This window comes from Delftia tsuruhatensis, assembly GCF_903815225.1.
Taxonomy (GTDB): domain Bacteria; phylum Pseudomonadota; class Gammaproteobacteria; order Burkholderiales; family Burkholderiaceae_C; genus Comamonas; species Comamonas tsuruhatensis_A.
Map to the genome: position 1 here is coordinate 5,362,919 of NZ_LR813084.1, position 14,147 is coordinate 5,377,065.

Annotated in this window: 14 protein-coding genes; 3 read left to right on the plus strand and 11 right to left on the minus strand. The window is 67.3% G+C overall.

Translation table 11 applies throughout. The features are described 5' to 3' along the window. Positions 1–4 precede the first annotated feature (4 nt). The 5 genes from L1Z78_RS24435 to L1Z78_RS24455 form a co-directional block, all read right to left on the minus strand. A complete protein-coding gene (locus tag L1Z78_RS24435; protein WP_234638922.1) occupies positions 5–1,783 on the minus strand; it encodes a putative 2-aminoethylphosphonate ABC transporter permease subunit in 1,779 nt (592 codons plus the stop codon). Continuing rightward, positions 1,780–2,853: an ABC transporter ATP-binding protein gene (locus L1Z78_RS24440; protein ID WP_234638923.1), complete on the minus strand. Its 1,074-nt coding sequence runs from the start codon at positions 2,851–2,853 to the stop codon at positions 1,780–1,782. Before L1Z78_RS24440 ends, L1Z78_RS24435 begins: the two co-directional genes overlap by 4 nt. Positions 2,854–2,868: 15 nt before the next feature. After that, complete coding sequence (locus L1Z78_RS24445; protein ID WP_234638924.1) at positions 2,869–3,912, minus strand: putative 2-aminoethylphosphonate ABC transporter substrate-binding protein; 1,044 nt, start codon at positions 3,910–3,912, stop codon at positions 2,869–2,871. Between the two features lie 157 nt (positions 3,913–4,069). Further along, a complete protein-coding gene (locus L1Z78_RS24450; protein ID WP_234638925.1) occupies positions 4,070–4,795 on the minus strand; it encodes a GntR family transcriptional regulator in 726 nt (241 codons plus the stop codon). Between the two features lie 10 nt (positions 4,796–4,805). Continuing rightward, entirely contained in the window at positions 4,806–6,257 is a 1,452-nt protein-coding gene (locus tag L1Z78_RS24455; RefSeq protein ID WP_234638926.1) for an NCS1 family nucleobase:cation symporter-1, read from the minus strand. Positions 6,258–6,426: 169 nt separating this feature from the next. Here L1Z78_RS24455 and L1Z78_RS24460 point away from each other — a divergent pair, with 169 nt between their 5' ends. The 3 genes from L1Z78_RS24460 (at position 6,427) to L1Z78_RS24470 (ending at position 8,541) form a co-directional block, all read left to right on the plus strand. Then, entirely contained in the window at positions 6,427–7,302 is an 876-nt protein-coding gene (locus tag L1Z78_RS24460; RefSeq protein WP_234642256.1) for a LysR substrate-binding domain-containing protein, read from the plus strand. A gap of 103 nt (positions 7,303–7,405) precedes the next feature. After that, on the plus strand, positions 7,406–8,128 hold the full coding sequence (locus tag L1Z78_RS24465; RefSeq protein WP_234638927.1) for a DUF433 domain-containing protein: 723 nt from the start codon (positions 7,406–7,408) through the stop codon (positions 8,126–8,128). Then, positions 8,125–8,541, plus strand: coding sequence for a hypothetical protein (locus tag L1Z78_RS24470; RefSeq protein ID WP_234638928.1), 417 nt, complete (start codon positions 8,125–8,127; stop codon positions 8,539–8,541). Before L1Z78_RS24465 ends, L1Z78_RS24470 begins: the two co-directional genes overlap by 4 nt. A 70-nt stretch (positions 8,542–8,611) precedes the next feature. Here the strand turns inward: L1Z78_RS24470 and rfbC are convergent, their stop codons facing one another. From rfbC to fabA, 6 genes are all read right to left on the minus strand, one after another. Further along, positions 8,612–9,157: a dTDP-4-dehydrorhamnose 3,5-epimerase gene (gene rfbC / locus L1Z78_RS24475; protein WP_234638929.1), complete on the minus strand. Its 546-nt coding sequence runs from the start codon at positions 9,155–9,157 to the stop codon at positions 8,612–8,614. Then, a complete protein-coding gene (rfbA, locus tag L1Z78_RS24480) occupies positions 9,154–10,044 on the minus strand; it encodes a glucose-1-phosphate thymidylyltransferase RfbA (protein WP_234638930.1) in 891 nt (296 codons plus the stop codon). The genes rfbC and rfbA overlap by 4 nt, the downstream gene beginning before the upstream one ends. 41 nt (positions 10,045–10,085) lie before the next feature. After that, complete coding sequence (gene rfbD / locus L1Z78_RS24485; RefSeq protein ID WP_234638931.1) at positions 10,086–10,988, minus strand: dTDP-4-dehydrorhamnose reductase; 903 nt, start codon at positions 10,986–10,988, stop codon at positions 10,086–10,088. Continuing rightward, a complete protein-coding gene (gene rfbB / locus L1Z78_RS24490) occupies positions 10,985–12,055 on the minus strand; it encodes a dTDP-glucose 4,6-dehydratase (RefSeq protein WP_234638932.1) in 1,071 nt (356 codons plus the stop codon). Before rfbB ends, rfbD begins: the two co-directional genes overlap by 4 nt. A 165-nt stretch (positions 12,056–12,220) precedes the next feature. Beyond that, the gene (fabB, locus tag L1Z78_RS24495) at positions 12,221–13,444 is read right to left on the minus strand and encodes a beta-ketoacyl-ACP synthase I (protein WP_234638933.1); all 1,224 of its coding nucleotides are present in this window, start codon (positions 13,442–13,444) and stop codon (positions 12,221–12,223) included. Further along, complete coding sequence (gene fabA / locus L1Z78_RS24500) at positions 13,441–13,965, minus strand: bifunctional 3-hydroxydecanoyl-ACP dehydratase/trans-2-decenoyl-ACP isomerase (RefSeq protein WP_234638934.1); 525 nt, start codon at positions 13,963–13,965, stop codon at positions 13,441–13,443. Before fabA ends, fabB begins: the two co-directional genes overlap by 4 nt. Positions 13,966–14,147 lie beyond the last annotated feature (182 nt).

Below are 14,147 nucleotides of genomic sequence, written 5' to 3' on the forward strand. Positions count from 1 at the left end.
GAAATCAGCGCTGGCGCCAGCGCTGCGTGCGTCGCTGCACCCAGGCATCGAGCGCGGCGATCAGCAGCCGGCCCAGCGCCGCCGTGGCGAAGATCAGCGTGGCCATGGCGGCCGCGGGCGCGGTGTCGCCCGCGTCGTCCATGGCCAGCACCGCCACCGAGGCCAGCGTCGTCTCGGGCGCGTACAGGAAGACCACGGCCGACACGGTGGTCATGGCATTGACGAAGAAATAGCCGGCCACCTGCATCACCACCGGCAGGCACACGGGCAGGTGCACGCGCCACAGCAGCGTCCAGAAGGCCACGCCCATGGAATCGGCCACGCGCTCGTACTCGGCGTCCAGCTGCTGCAGCGCGGCCAGCTGGGTGATGTGGGCCACCGAGAAGAAATGCGCCACCGTGCACAGCACCAGGATGGACAGGCTGCCGTACAGGAAATGCAGCGGATTGCCCTGGGCGTTGAAGAACAGGATGTAGCCCAGGCCCAGCGCCAGCCCCGGCACCGCCATGGGCAGCGTGGCCACGGCATGCAGCCACTGGCGTGTGCGCGCCCAGTGCACGGGCTTGGCGACCAGGTAGGCCGTCAGGAAGCTCAGCGCCGCGCCCAGCACCGCCGTGGCCAGTGCCATGGACAGCGAGTTGCCGTAGCTGGCCCAGCCACCACCATCCATCATGTCGAAGCGGTAGTTCTTGAAGCTCAGCCTGAGGTCGTAGGGCCAGTAGCTGACCAGCGAGGCCATCACGGCCGTTCCCATCACGACCAGCAGCGCCAGCGCCACCAGTGCGCAATAGGCGAACAGAGCGCGGTCCAGCGGCGCATGGGGCTGGGGCACCAGCGGCACAGAGCGCACACCCATGGTGGCCGCCTGGCGTGCGCGCAGATGGCGCTCGGCCGCGAAGGCCAGGCCGGCAGGCACCAGCAGCAGCATGGCCACCACGGCACCCATGGACAGCCTGTGCTGGCCGATGACCTGCTTGTAGATGTCGGTGGCCAGCATGGCCGTGTTCCCGCCGATGACCTTGGGCACGCCGAAATCCGTGACCACGAGCACGAAGACCACGATCCAGGAAATCATCAGCCCGTAGCGGCTGGCCGGCAGCGTGACCTCGCGGAAACTGCGCCAGCGGCTGGCGCCCAGCGTGGCGGCGGCTTCGTACAGGCGCGCATCGCCCGAGGCCAGCGTGGTGCACAGGATCATCAGCGCATGCGGGAAGGTCCAGAGCACCGAGCCCACGATGATGCCGAAGGGCCCATAGGCCGATCCGCCGAGCAGCCAGCCCTTGAGCAGGCCCTGGCTGCCGAACAGGTAGATCAGGCTGATGGCCATCAGCAGCGAAGGTGCCAGCAGCGGCACCAGGGCCAGGGCGCGGAACCAGCGCGCCAGCGGCATGCAGCTGCGCACCACGCCGTAGGCGTAGGCATAGGCCAGCAGCACGCAGACCGTGCTGCTGGCGGCCGACAGCCACAGGCTGTTGAACAGCGACCGCGCCACGCCCGATGTGCGCGCATAGGCGATGAACTGGGCCAGGCCCGTGAAGTGGCCGGCATCGTCCCGGAAGCTGCGGCCCAGCAGGCTGGCCACGGGCAGGGCGATGGTGGCCAGCAGCCAGGCCAGGGCAGCCAGCACCAGGGCGCCCAGCCACCAGCGCTCCCAGCCTGCGCTGCGCTCCCGCGGACGCACGGGCCCTGCAGGCGCGCTGCGGCGCACCGGAACGGAGCGGTCCGCCGGCACGTGCACGGGCACAGGCACGGAAATGGCCGTGTCCATGGGATGCGCGCTCATGCGGCCTTCCTCGCGTCGGGCGCCGCCAGCGGCTGCAGCGCGGCGGCGGGCAGCTCCATCAGCACCTCGCCCTGCAGCCAGTCGGGCAGTCCCACGTCGTGGCGCAGCGGCCACTGGGCGTCGATCTGGCATTGCAGGGTGGGGCTGAACAGGCGCACCAGGGCCATCGATCCCAGGAAGGAGGTCTCCGCCACGCGGGCGCGGAACAGGTTGGGCAATGCCGTGGGCTGGGCCGGGTGCAGCACCACGCTCTCGGGCCGCACGCCCACCAGCAGGGCAGCGCCAGGCTCGAAGCCGGCCAGCGCGCAGCGCAGGCTGGCCTCGCCGATACGCACCTGGTCCGCCGATTCGGCTGTGGCCGGCAGCAGGTTCATGCGGCCCACGAAGCCGGCCGCGAACCGGCTCACGGGCCGGGCATAGAGCTGCTCGGGCGAGCCTTGCTGCTCGATGCGGCCCTGGTGCATGAGCACCACGCGGTCGGCCATGGACAAGGCCTCTTCCTGGTCATGCGTGACCATGATGCAGGCAATGCCCAGCTGGCGCTGCAACTGGCGGATCTCGCTGCGCAGCTCGGTGCGCACCTGGGCATCGAGCGCGGACAGCGGCTCGTCCAGCAGCAGCAGGCGCGGCCGGGGCGCCAGCGCGCGGGCCAGGGCCACGCGCTGCTGCTGGCCACCCGACAGCTGGGCCGGGTAGCGCTGGGCCTGTGCGCCCAGGCCCACCAGGGACAGCATCTCGGCCACGCGCTCGCGCGCCTGACCCGAAGGCTGCCCCTTGAGCCCGAACGCCACGTTCTGCGCGGCCGTGAGGTTGGGAAACAGCGCGTAGCTCTGGAACACCACGCCAAAGCCGCGCCGCGCGGCCGGCCAGCGCGTGATGTCCTCGCCCTCGAACAGCACCCTGCCCTCATCCGGCATGTCGATGCCGCAGACGATGCGCAGCAGCGTGGTCTTGCCGCAGCCCGAAGGCCCCAGCAGGCTCACGAACTCACCGGCCTCCACGCTCAGGTCAATGCCCCGCAGCACCTGCTGCTCGCGGTAGCGCTTGGCGATATGGTCTATGCGCAGCATGGCGTGGCCCTCGACTTACTTCTTTTCCGATTTGCTTTCGTAACGGCGGCTCCACTCGGCCAGGATGCGGTCGCGGTTGGCGGCAGCCCAATCGAAGTCGTTCTTCGCCAACCGCTTTTCGAGGTCGGCAGGAATGAACTCCAGCTTCTCCTGCGCCTCGGGCAGGGCCAGCACGGCGAAGTTGGCCGCATACAGCTTGTTGGCCTCGGGCGTGACGGCCCAGTCGGCCAGGGCCTTGGCGGCTTCCTGCTTCTTGCTGGTCTTGAGGATGGCCGTGGCCTCCACGTCCCAGCCCAGACCCTCCTTGGGAAACACGATATCGATGGGCGCGCCGTCCTTCTTGGTCTTGCTGGCGCGGTACTCGAAGCTCAGGCCCACGGGAAACTCGCCCGCGCCGGCCTGGCGGCAGGGCTTGGAGCCGCTGTGGGTGTAGACGCCGATGTTCTGGTGCAGGCCGTCCATGAAGGCCCAGCCCTTGTCCTCGCCCATGATCTGCAGCCAGGCGGCGACCATCAGGTAGCCCGTGCCGCTGGAGGCGGGATGGGGCATGGTGACCGTGCCCTTGTATTCAGGCTTGACCAGGTCGGCCCAGCTCGCGGGCACGGGCAGCTTGCGCTTGCCGGCCTCCACGGTGTTGAAGCAGATGGCCGAGGACCACAGGTCCATGCCCACCCAGGTCGGCTGGGGGCGCGGGTCGCGCATGTTGGCGCGCACCTTGTCCAGGCCCTTGGGCGCGTAGGACTGGAGCATGCCCTGCTTGTCCAGCAGCATCAGCGAGGTGGCGGCCACGCCCCAGACCACGTCGGCCTGGGGATTGGCCTTCTCGGCCAGCAGGCGGGCCGTGATGATGCCCGTGCTGTCGCGCACGAACCTGAGCTCGATGTCGGGATGGGCCTTCTCGAAGCCGGTCTTGTAGGCCTTGATCTGGTCGGCCTCCAGCGCGCTGTAGACCAGCAGCTCGGTCTTGGCGGCATGGGCCAGGCTGGCGAATGAGGCGACGGTCAGCGCCGCAGAGGCGATGGCGAGGCGGCGGCCCCAGGAGGCGAGAGTGTTGCGCATGGCGTGGCGGTTCCGTGGTGGGTTCGTCGGCAGGCGGCCGACGGGCCACCTCTGACGCCCACTGTAGGAAGCGCAGGTGAAACGCCTGTGTCACACAGCGGAAATTCGGCGAAGCGGGTATTGGCGGATTTGGGTGCATCCAGCCCGCCCATCTCCGCTACCTGCCGGAGCCTCTTCGTGGCCCCATCTGCGGCTGCAGCGCATCCAGCAGCCGGTCCTGCAGGCGTGCACGGTGGGCGAGGTTCTCGTCCAGCCGCGCGGCCAGCGCGTCGATGTGCTCGCGCATGAGCTGTTCGGCACGCGCCATGTCGCCGGCCGCCAGGGCATCGACGATGGCTTCGTGGTCGGCGTTGGAGTGCCGGGCCTCGGTCTGCGACTGGTACAGGGCAGACACCAGGGTGGTGCGCGCCGACAGGTCGGCCATCATGGCCGTGAGGAAGCGGTTGCCCATCTGCCGCGCCAGGCAGACGTGGAAGTCGGCCAGCAGCACGCTGCGGTGGCCGGCGTTGTCGGCCTCGGCGATGGCGCCGCGCTCCTGGGCCACATGCTGGCGCAGCGTGCGTATGGCGGACTGCAGGGGCCGGCCCGCGTCGCGCAGCAGGCCGGGCTCCAGCACGCGGCGCGCGGCATAGGTTTCCTGGGCTTCCTCGAACGAAGGCTCGACCACGTACCAGCCCTGTCGCGAGCGCACCTCGACGAAGCCGCGCGCCTGCAGCTGCATCAGCGCCTCGCGCACCAGGGTGCGGCTCACGCCGAAGACCTCGGCCAGCTCCTTCTCGCCCAGGCGTTCGCCGGGGCGCAGCTTGCGCTCGACGATGGAGCGCATGACGCGCTCGGCGATCAGCGCCGGCCCGGTGGGCTGTGCATCCTGCGGCTCGGTCATGGCGGGCTCCTCAGGTGGCTGCGGGAATGCGGCGCGGGCGCAGCGTGGCCATCACCCAGTACACCCCACCACCGATCAGCACGCCGAAGAACCAGCCGTAGGTGCCCCACCACACGGGCAGCAGGCGGGTGAAGTTGGGAAGAATGGTGGAGAACACGCTGCCGATGCCGGTGGCGATCAGCGCGTTGACGTTCCAGCCGCCCTCGTAGCGGTATTCGCCATGCTCGTCATAGAGCGCGGCCACGTTGATGTTCCCCTTGGCCACCAGGTAGTAGTCCACCAGGATGATGCCCAGCAGTGGCCCCATGGTGGCGCCGATGGCGTTCACGAAGTGGGCGGCGCCGCCCTCCCATGGTGCAAACGGATACAGGACCAGCGCGATCAGCGCGGCGATGTAGCCGCCGCGCTTGAAGTCGATGCGCCGGGGAAAGACGTTGGAGATGTCGAACGCGGCCGAGACGAAGTTGGCCACCACGTTGATGCCCAGCGTGGCCACGGCGAAGGTGACGGCGGCCAGCAGGGCCAGCACCCAGCTGTCGAACTTGGCCGAGATCTGCTCGGGGTGCAGCAGCACCTCGCCATAGACCTTGAAGGCCGCGATGGTGGTGATGCCCGCCACCAGCGAGAACGCGATCAGGTTCACCGGCAGTCCCCACAGGTTGCCCCTGGCCACCGCTTCCTTGTTCTTCGCATAGCGCGAGAAGTCGCAGAAGTTCAGGTACAGCGCGGCGAAGTAGGTGATCCAGGTGGCGCCCACGGCCATCAGGGCCCAGAAGCTGCCCGGCGCCCCGCTGACGCCCGCGTCCCTGGTCTTGTCCAGCAGCACGTCCATGGGAATGCCGTGGTCGAAGCTGAAGCCGCCGGCCTTCACGCACAGGCCGATGGCCAGCACCAGCATGGCAATCCACACGGCAGGCCCGGCCCAGTCCTGGAATCGCCGCACGGTCTCCATGCCCTTCTGGATGATGAGCAGCTGCAGCCCCCAGATCACCACATAGCAGATCACCTCCAGCCCCGAATGGCCCAGCCAGTGCGTGGTCTGGTGAAAGGACAGCAGGGACTCGTTGCGCACCAGCAGCGCCACCATGGCGCCCGAGGCCGCCGCCGTCTGCGCGCCGTACCAGAAGCAGGCCACGATGGCGCGCACCAGGGCCGCCAGATTCGCGCCCCAGACGCCGAACGAGGCACGCGCCAGCACCGGGTAGGGCACGCCCGTCTTCTCGCCCGCGTAGCCCACCAGGTTCATCAGAAAGAAGATGACCAGCGAGCTGATGCCGATGGCGATCAGGAAGTTGACGAAGCTGCCGCACAGCAGGAACAGGCTGGCCGCCAGGTAGTAGCCCCAGAGGCTGTGCACGTCCGAGGTCCAGACGTTGAAGATGCTGAAGGCGCCCCAGCGGCGGTCCCTGGTGGGAGCCAGGTCTTCGTTGTAGAGACCGGGGGACGGGTTGCGGATATCCATCGATGCGCTCCTTGGTTCTTGGAGATGACTGGCACACAAACTGGCACGCAAACTGGTATGCAAGAAGTGTGCCGTTGCCGGACCGATGCCCGTGCCGGGGGTTACCCGTGCGCCCGGGCATCGCCGCTCCATGGTGAAATGGCGCCGGGCATCCATGCCCCGTTCCACCATGTTCGTCACGCAGCTCAAGTCCTTTTTCTGGGTCGCCCGCCTGGGCAGCATCACGCAGGCCGCACGTCAGCTGCGCCTGAGCCAGCCCACGGTCACCACGCAGATCCGCACGCTGGAGGAGCACTACGGCGTGGAGCTGTTCCATCGCCAAGGCGGTCGCCTGTCCATCACCGACGCGGGCCTGCGCCTGCTGCCCCTGGTCGAGCAGTTGCTGCTGCAGACCGTGCAGCTGGAGTCGGCCCTGCGTCATTCGGGCGATGCCAGCCAGGGCCAGTTGCGCATCGGCGCGACGGCGCCCTATTACGTGCTGGACATCGTCAAGCGCTACCAGCAGCGCTTCGAGCGCGTGGAAGTCGCCATCGTGGGCGGCAACTCGCGCCAGATGGTGCAGGCGCTGGTGGACTACCAGGTGGACCTGGCGACCTCATCCCACCTGGAGAGCGATCCACGCCTGCTGCGCCTGGAGCTGGGCCAGGACCCGCTGGCCCTGGTGGTGCATCGCGGCCACCGGCTGGCGCAGCGCAGCCAGGTGCAGGCGTGCGACCTGGTGCACGACACGCTGATCCTGCGCGAAAGCGGATCGATGACGCGCCAGCTGACCGAACAGATGCTGGCCGCCGCCGGTCTGGCGCCGCGCCACGTGATGGAAATCGCCAGCCGGGAAGGCATACGCGAGGCCGTGATCCGCGCCATGGGAATCAGCGTCTTCGCCCGGCATGAGGCCTCGGCCCACCCCGACATCGTGGTCCTGCCCTTCACAGGCCCCGTGCCGCGCCTGCCCGAGTACCTGTACTGCCTGCGCGAGCGCCGCCAGGCACGACTGATCGCGGGCTTCCTGGCCGAGGCCGTGCCGGGCGGGGTGCTGCCGGACTAGGTGCAAGACTCTCTTGAAAGAGCGTAAATCGTTGTGGCACAACGATTTTCAGGCGACCACAGGCAGCAGTTCCCGATGGCATCCGTAGTAGACTTGTGCGGCTATGTACAAGGGAACCGGCATCTATTCTGTCCCGGAAGCATCGCGCCTCATTGACGTGCCGACGCGGGACATCCATCGCTGGCTCTTCGGTTACCACTACCGCAAGACGCCAGGCGAGGCGCAGTCGCGCACGTACAGCCAGCCGCTGTGGACGCACGAACTGTTCAACGAGGACTTTGATGAAAAGGTCATTGGCTTCCGGGATCTGCTGGAGTTGCGTTTCATCCGGGAGTTCAGGCGCCATGGCGTTCCGTTGAGTGTCATCCGCCGCTGCCTGACGACAGCCGGCGAGCTTTATGGGGTCACCCATCCCATGACCATTCCGCGCTTCAGGACAGATGGCAGGACCATCTACGCGGAAGCGCTGTCCGAGGAAGCGCACGAGAACTCGCTGGTGGATCTCAAAAGCAGGCAGTCGGTCTTCAAGGACATCATCAAGCCTTCCCTGTACGAGGGCATCGTCTATGACGCAAGCGAGAAGCAGGCCAGTCGCTGGTACCCCGCTGGAAAGAAGGCACCCATCGTCATCGACCCAGGCCGCCAGTTCGGTGCCCCCATCATCGAAACCACCGGAACGCCGACCAGCATCCTGTTGGCCTCCTATCTCGCCGAAGGCGGCGACGCACAAGCCGCGGCCATCACAGCACGCGTCTACAAAGTGCCTCCACGAGCGGTGGAGGCAGCCATCCGCTTTGAGCTTGAACTCAAGCGGAGCGAGCATTGAATTTTCTGTTTGATGCGAACATGCCGCCGAGCCTGGCGGCAGCCATTGCGTGCTTGGGGGCAGACCGCTTTGAGCCGGGGCATATCGATAAGGTTGTCCACCTCACGGAGTTGTTTCCCGCAGATACCCAGGACATCACATGGTTGACCACTCTGGGGCAGGACCGGGGAGCACGATGGACCATCATTTCCCGAGATGGATTTCGCAAGCAAAAGGGCGCCGAGCGCCAGGTTCTGCGCCAGTATGGGCTTTCCGTTTTCGTGTTGCAGAAGTCCTGGGCAAGCAGGCAGTATTGGGAACTGTCAGCGCAATTCGTCCACTGGTGGCCTCGTATCGTCGCTCAGGCATGCGCCACCGAAAAAGCTGCCATGGAAGTTCCCTGGAGCATCAGCGGACGTTTCCAGCAGATCTGAAACTTCCTGCGCCAGGGCCGCCTCCCCGTGGATGGCTGTGAAGCCATCCACGGGGCCGCAGCAATCGACCCTACAGCTCGGCATCCGCCAGCAGAGGCTGCTTGCGGTCCTTGTCCGACAGCGACAGTTCCACGTCGAGCTGCGGCCATTGCACGGCGATGGCCGGATCGTCCCAGGCCACGCCGCGGTCCGACTGGGGTGCATAGTAGGCCGTGGTCTTGTAGAGAAAGTCCGCGCTATCGCTGAGCACCAGGAAACCGTGCGCGAAGCCTGGCGGCACCCACAGCTGGCGGTGGTTGTCCTCGGTCAGCTCGGCTCCGACCCACTGGCCGAAGGTCGGTGAGCCCTTGCGGATGTCCACGGCCACGTCGAACACGGCGCCGCGCACCACGCGCACGAGCTTGCCCTGGGCGTGGGGCGGCAGCTGGTAGTGCAGGCCGCGCAGCACGCCCTTCCTGCTGCGGCTGTGGTTGTCCTGCACGAACTCGAAGCGGGTGCCGGTGGCCGCGTTGAAGGCCTGCTGGTTGAAACTTTCGAGGAAGAAGCCACGGGCGTCGCCGAAGACCTGGGGTTCGATCAGCATCACCTCGGGGATGGCCAGGGAAGTCGCCTTCATGCGTGCACCTTTTCCTTGAGAACCTGCAGCAGGTACTGGCCGTAGCCGTTCTTGGCCAGTGCCTGGCCCAGCTTTTCGAGCTGGGCAGGGTCGATCCAGCCCTGCCGGTAGGCAATTTCCTCGGGGCAGGCCACCTTCAGGCCCTGGCGCTGCTGCAGCGTGGCGATGAACTGGCCGGCTTCGAGCAGGCTGTCGTGCGTGCCCGTGTCCAGCCAGGCGTAGCCGCGCCCCATGAGTTCCACGTTGAGCTGGCCGCGCTCCAGGTACAGACGGTTGAGGTCGGTGATCTCCAGTTCGCCGCGTGCCGAGGGCTTGATGGACTTGGCCAGTTCCACGACCTGGCCGTCGTAGAAATACAGGCCCGTGACCGCGTAGTTGCTCCTGGGCTCCCGGGGCTTTTCCTCGAGGGAGAGCACACGGCCCTGGGCATCGAACTCGGCCACGCCATAGCGCTCCGGATCCTGCACGTGGTAGGCGAACACCGTCGCGCCCTCATCGCGGCCATGGGCGCGTTCCAGCAGCCTGGGGAAGTCATGGCCGTAGAAGATGTTGTCGCCCAGCACCAGGGCGCTGGGAGCGCCGGCCAGGAAATCCTCGGCAATCAGGAAGGCCTGGGCCAGGCCATCCGGGCTGGGCTGCACCGCGTATTCGAGCTTCAGGCCCCATTGCGAGCCGTCGCCCAGCAACTGCTCGAAGCGCGGCGTGTCCTGCGGCGTGCTGATCACGAGGATTTCACGGATGCCCGCGAGCATGAGCGCGCTCAGCGGGTAGTAGATCATGGGCTTGTCGTAGACCGGCAGCAGCTGCTTGCTGATGGCCAGCGTGGCCGGATGCAGGCGGGTGCCGGAGCCACCCGCCAGGATGATGCCCTTGCGTTGCGGGGTCATGTCATGGGTCATGTCATTCCTCTCGGAGCGCGCAGCCGCGCTCAGATGATTTCCTGCAGCATGCGGTCCACGCCGGCTTGCCAGTGCGGCAGGCGCAGGCCGAAAACCTGTTGCAGGCGTTCGGTATCCAGGCGCGAATTGAGCGGGCGCCGCGCCGGGGTGGGGAAGGCCGTGGTCGGAACGGACTGGATCTGTCGGACCGTCCATGGACGGTCGGGCGCCAGTTGCCGGGCCATGGCGATGACGTGGCTGGCGTAGGCATGCCAGGTGGTCTCGCCCCCCGCGACCAGGTGGTACAGGCCTTCATCGCCGCCTTGCCGCTGCACCTGGCGGATGGCATGGGCCGTCACGTCGGCGATCAGGTCCGCGCCGGTCGGCGCACCCCACTGGTCGTCGATCACGCTCAGCGTCTCGCGCTCCTGGGCCAGCCGCAGCATGGTCTTGGCGAAGTTGCCGCCGCGTGCCGCATAGACCCAGCTGGTGCGAAAGATCAGGTGGCGGCAGCCCGAGGCCTGGATCAACTGCTCGCCTTCGAGCTTGCTGCCGCCATAGACCGACAGCGGGGCCGTGGCCTCGGCCTCGCCGCGCGCGTCGCTGCCGCTGCCGTCGAAGACATAGTCGGTGCTGTAGTGAACCAGCAGGGCCCCCAGGGCCGCCGCCTCGCGCGCCAGCACCTGGGGCGCCAGCGCGTTGAGCAGGCGGGCCTGCTCGGGCTCGCCCTCGGCCTTGTCCACGGCCGTGTGGGCCGCCGCGTTGACGATGACGTCGGGCCGCAGCGCGCGCACGGTCTGCGCCAGCTCCTCGGGGCGGGACAGGTCGCCGCACAGGCCCTGGCCGCTGCCATCGCCCTTGCGGTCCAGTGCGATCAGCTCGCCCAGCGGCGCCAGGCTGCGCTGCAGCTCCCAGCCCACCTGGCCGTTCTTGCCCAGCAGCAGCAGCTTCATGCGCCCGCTCCGTCCGTGTACTGGCGGCTGACCCACTCGCGGTAGGCGCCCGACTGCACGTCGGCCACCCACTCAGGGTTGTCCAGGTACCACTGCACGGTCTTGCGAATGCCGGTCTCGAAGGTCTCGGCAGGCTTCCAGCCCAGCTCGCGTTCGAGCTTGCGCGCATCGATGGCATAGCGCCGGTCGTGGCCGGGACGGTCCTTCACATAGGTGATCTGCGTGCGGTAGCTCGTGCCGTCGGCCTTGGGGCGCAGTTCGTCGAGCAGCGCGCAGACCGTGTTCACGATCTCGACGTTGGGCTTCTCGTTCCAGCCACCCACGTTGTAGGTCTCGCCCACGGCGCCGGCTTGCAGCACGCGGCGGATGGCGCTGCAGTGATCGCGCACGTAGAGCCAGTCGCGCACCTGCATGCCATCGCCATAGATGGGCAGCGGCTTGCCGGCCAGCGCGTTGACGATCATCAGCGGGATCAGCTTCTCGGGGAAATGCAGCGGGCCGTAGTTGTTGCTGCAATTGGTGGTCAGCACGGGCAGGCCGTAGGTGTGGTGCCAGGCGCGCACCAGGTGGTCGCTGGCGGCCTTGCTGGCCGAATACGGGCTGTTGGGCTCGTAGTTGTGGTTTTCCGTGAAGGCAGGGGCGTCAGGGGCCAGGCTGCCGTAGACCTCATCGGTGGACACATGCAGGAAGCGGAATGCCTGCCTGGGCCCGGCGTCCAGCGCGCTCCAGTAGCCGCGCACGGCTTCGAGCAGGCGGAACGTGCCCACCACATTCGTCTGGATGAAGTCCTCGGGGCCGTGGATGGAGCGGTCCACATGGCTTTCGGCCGCGAAGTTGACCACGGCGCGCGGCTGGTGCTCGGCCAGCAGGCGGGCCAGCGTCTGGCCGTCGCCGATGTCGGCCTGCACGAAGACATGGCGTGCATCGCCGCCGAGGCTGTCCAGGCTCTTGAGATTGCCTGCGTAGGTGAGCTTGTCCACGTTGAGCACGGGCTCATCGCCGGCCGCCAGCCAGTCCAGCACGAAATTGGCGCCGATGAAGCCGGCGCCGCCTGTGACAAGAATCATGGTTCAACCTTGCAAATTTTCATTGTTCTCGATGTGGAAGGCCGGCAGCAGCAGGTGCCCGGCCCTTCTTCGACCCGGTCGATTGTCGGTGCTCGGCAGTAAAAAAGCCCGCGCCAGGCGGGCTTTTTCCTTCAGGACACGCCTTTTACACACCCAGGCCTGCCGTCACCGACCCTGCCAGCGGCGCAGCACCAGCGAGGCATTGGTGCCACCGAAGCCGAAGCTGTTGGACAGCACGGTGTTCAGCTCGGCGTCCCGCGTGCGCGTGACCAGGGGCATGTCACCCAGGGCCGGATCGGGAGTGTCCACGTTGACCGAGCCTGCGATGAAGCCCTGGTTCAGCATGATCATGCAATAGATGGCCTCCTGCACACCGGTGGCGCCCAGCGAGTGGCCGGTCAGCGACTTGGTGGAGGAAAACGGCGGCACCCGGTCGCCGAACAGCGTGCGCATGGCGCGCACTTCCTGCATGTCGCCCACGGGGGTGGAGGTGCCGTGGGTATTGATGTAGTCCACGCCGCCCTCGATGCCTTCCAGGGCCTGCTGCATGCAGGCGATGGCGCCGTCGCCCGAAGGCGCGACCATGTCCTCGCCATCGCTGGTGGCGCCGAAGCCCACGACCTCGGCCAGGATGTTGGCGCCACGGGCCTGGGCATGCTCCAGGCTTTCCAGCACCACGGCACCGCCGCCGCCGGCGATCACGAAGCCGTCGCGGTGGGCGTCATAGGCGCGCGAGGCCTTCTCGGGCTGGTCGTTGTACTTGCTGGACATGGCGCCCATGCCATCGAACAGCAGGGCCATGCCCCAGGACAGTTCCTCGCCGCCCCCCGCGAACATCACGTCCTGCATGCCCCATGCGATCTGCTGGGCCGCCGCGCCGATGCAGTGCGCGGAAGTGGAACAGGCCGAGGTGATGGAGTAGTTGATGCCCTTGACCTTGAAATTGGTGGCCAGGCAGGCGGAAACCGTGGAGCTCATGCAGCGCGTGACCTGGTAGGGGCCCACGCGGCGTATGCCTTTTTCGCGCAGCGTGTCGGCCGCCTCGATCTGGTTGGCCGGCGAGCCGCCACCCGAGCCCATGATCAGGCCGGTGCGCGGATGGCTGACCTGCTGGGGCGTCAGCCCCGCCTGGGCGATGGCGTCTTCCAGCGCGATCTGCGCATAGGCTGCCGCATCGCCCATGAAGCGCAGCTGCTTGCGATCGATCCGTGCCTCGACGTCGATCTCCGGCACACCGGCCACCTGGCTGCGCATGCCCAGTTCGGTGAACTTCGGCATGGCCTTGATGCCGGTGCGGCCCTCGCGCAGCGAGGCCTCCACGGTACCCAGGTCGTTGCCGATGCACGAGACGATGCCCGCGCCGGTGATGACTACGCGACGTTTGGTCATGCTGCCGTTCCCTGGCCTTCACCCTCGCGCAGGAACAGGCCCACGCGCAGGTCATTGGCCACGTAGATTTCCTTGCCGTCGGCCAGCAGGCGCGCGTCGCCGATGGCCATGTTGAGCTTGCGCTTGATCACGCGCTTGATGTCGATTTCGTAGGTCACCAGCTTGACGTCAGGACCCACTTCGCCCGTGAACTTGACCTCGCCGGCGCCCAGGGCGCGGCCACGGCCGGGCAGGCGCAGCCAGGTCAGGTAAAAGCCGATCAGCTGCCACATGGCGTCCAGGCCCAGGCAGCCGGGCATGACGGGGTCGCCACGGAAATGGCAGTCGAAGAACCAGAGATCGGGCTTGATGTCGAGTTCGGCCACGATCTTGCCCAGGCCGTGGGCGCCGCCGTCGCTGTCGATATGCGTGATGCGGTCGAACATCAGCATGGGTGGCAGCGGCAGGCGTCCGCTGTCAGCGGAAAACAGCTTGCCTTCGCCGGAAGCGATCAGTTGCTCATACGAAAAAGAATCGGCCATTGTCTAACGTGCTCCACGGCGGCATCGATGCCACCTCTATCTCTGAATGGGTGCGGCCCGCGGCGGACCATGCAGCCGCGCATTATCGGGGGTGAACGTTGCCGGCGTGCAACAAAACCCCGAGGCCGCATCAAAACTCTGCCACAAAAGCCACGCCGGTTCAGGTCTGCGGCCTTGGCCCG

Excerpts from the sequence above, each read along its gene's own strand:
- rfbC (WP_234638929.1), bottom strand. The coding sequence starts at position 9,157 with ATGAAGGCGACTTCCCTGGCCATCCCCGAGGTGATGCTGATCGAACCC.
- L1Z78_RS24435 (WP_234638922.1), bottom strand. The coding sequence starts at position 1,783 with ATGAGCGCGCATCCCATGGACACGGCCATTTCCGTGCCTGTGCCCGTG.
- rfbD (WP_234638931.1), bottom strand. The coding sequence starts at position 10,988 with ATGAAGCTGCTGCTGCTGGGCAAGAACGGCCAGGTGGGCTGGGAGCTG.
- L1Z78_RS24455 (WP_234638926.1), bottom strand. The coding sequence starts at position 6,257 with ATGGATATCCGCAACCCGTCCCCCGGTCTCTACAACGAAGACCTGGCT.
- L1Z78_RS24440 (WP_234638923.1), bottom strand. The coding sequence starts at position 2,853 with ATGCTGCGCATAGACCATATCGCCAAGCGCTACCGCGAGCAGCAGGTG.
- rfbB (WP_234638932.1), bottom strand. The coding sequence starts at position 12,055 with ATGATTCTTGTCACAGGCGGCGCCGGCTTCATCGGCGCCAATTTCGTG.
- L1Z78_RS24460 (WP_234642256.1), top strand. The coding sequence starts at position 6,427 with ATGTTCGTCACGCAGCTCAAGTCCTTTTTCTGGGTCGCCCGCCTGGGC.
- rfbA (WP_234638930.1), bottom strand. The coding sequence starts at position 10,044 with ATGACCCCGCAACGCAAGGGCATCATCCTGGCGGGTGGCTCCGGCACC.
- L1Z78_RS24450 (WP_234638925.1), bottom strand. The coding sequence starts at position 4,795 with ATGACCGAGCCGCAGGATGCACAGCCCACCGGGCCGGCGCTGATCGCC.
- fabA (WP_234638934.1), bottom strand. The coding sequence starts at position 13,965 with ATGGCCGATTCTTTTTCGTATGAGCAACTGATCGCTTCCGGCGAAGGC.
- L1Z78_RS24445 (WP_234638924.1), bottom strand. The coding sequence starts at position 3,912 with ATGCGCAACACTCTCGCCTCCTGGGGCCGCCGCCTCGCCATCGCCTCT.
- fabB (WP_234638933.1), bottom strand. The coding sequence starts at position 13,444 with ATGACCAAACGTCGCGTAGTCATCACCGGCGCGGGCATCGTCTCGTGC.
- L1Z78_RS24465 (WP_234638927.1), top strand. The coding sequence starts at position 7,406 with ATGTACAAGGGAACCGGCATCTATTCTGTCCCGGAAGCATCGCGCCTC.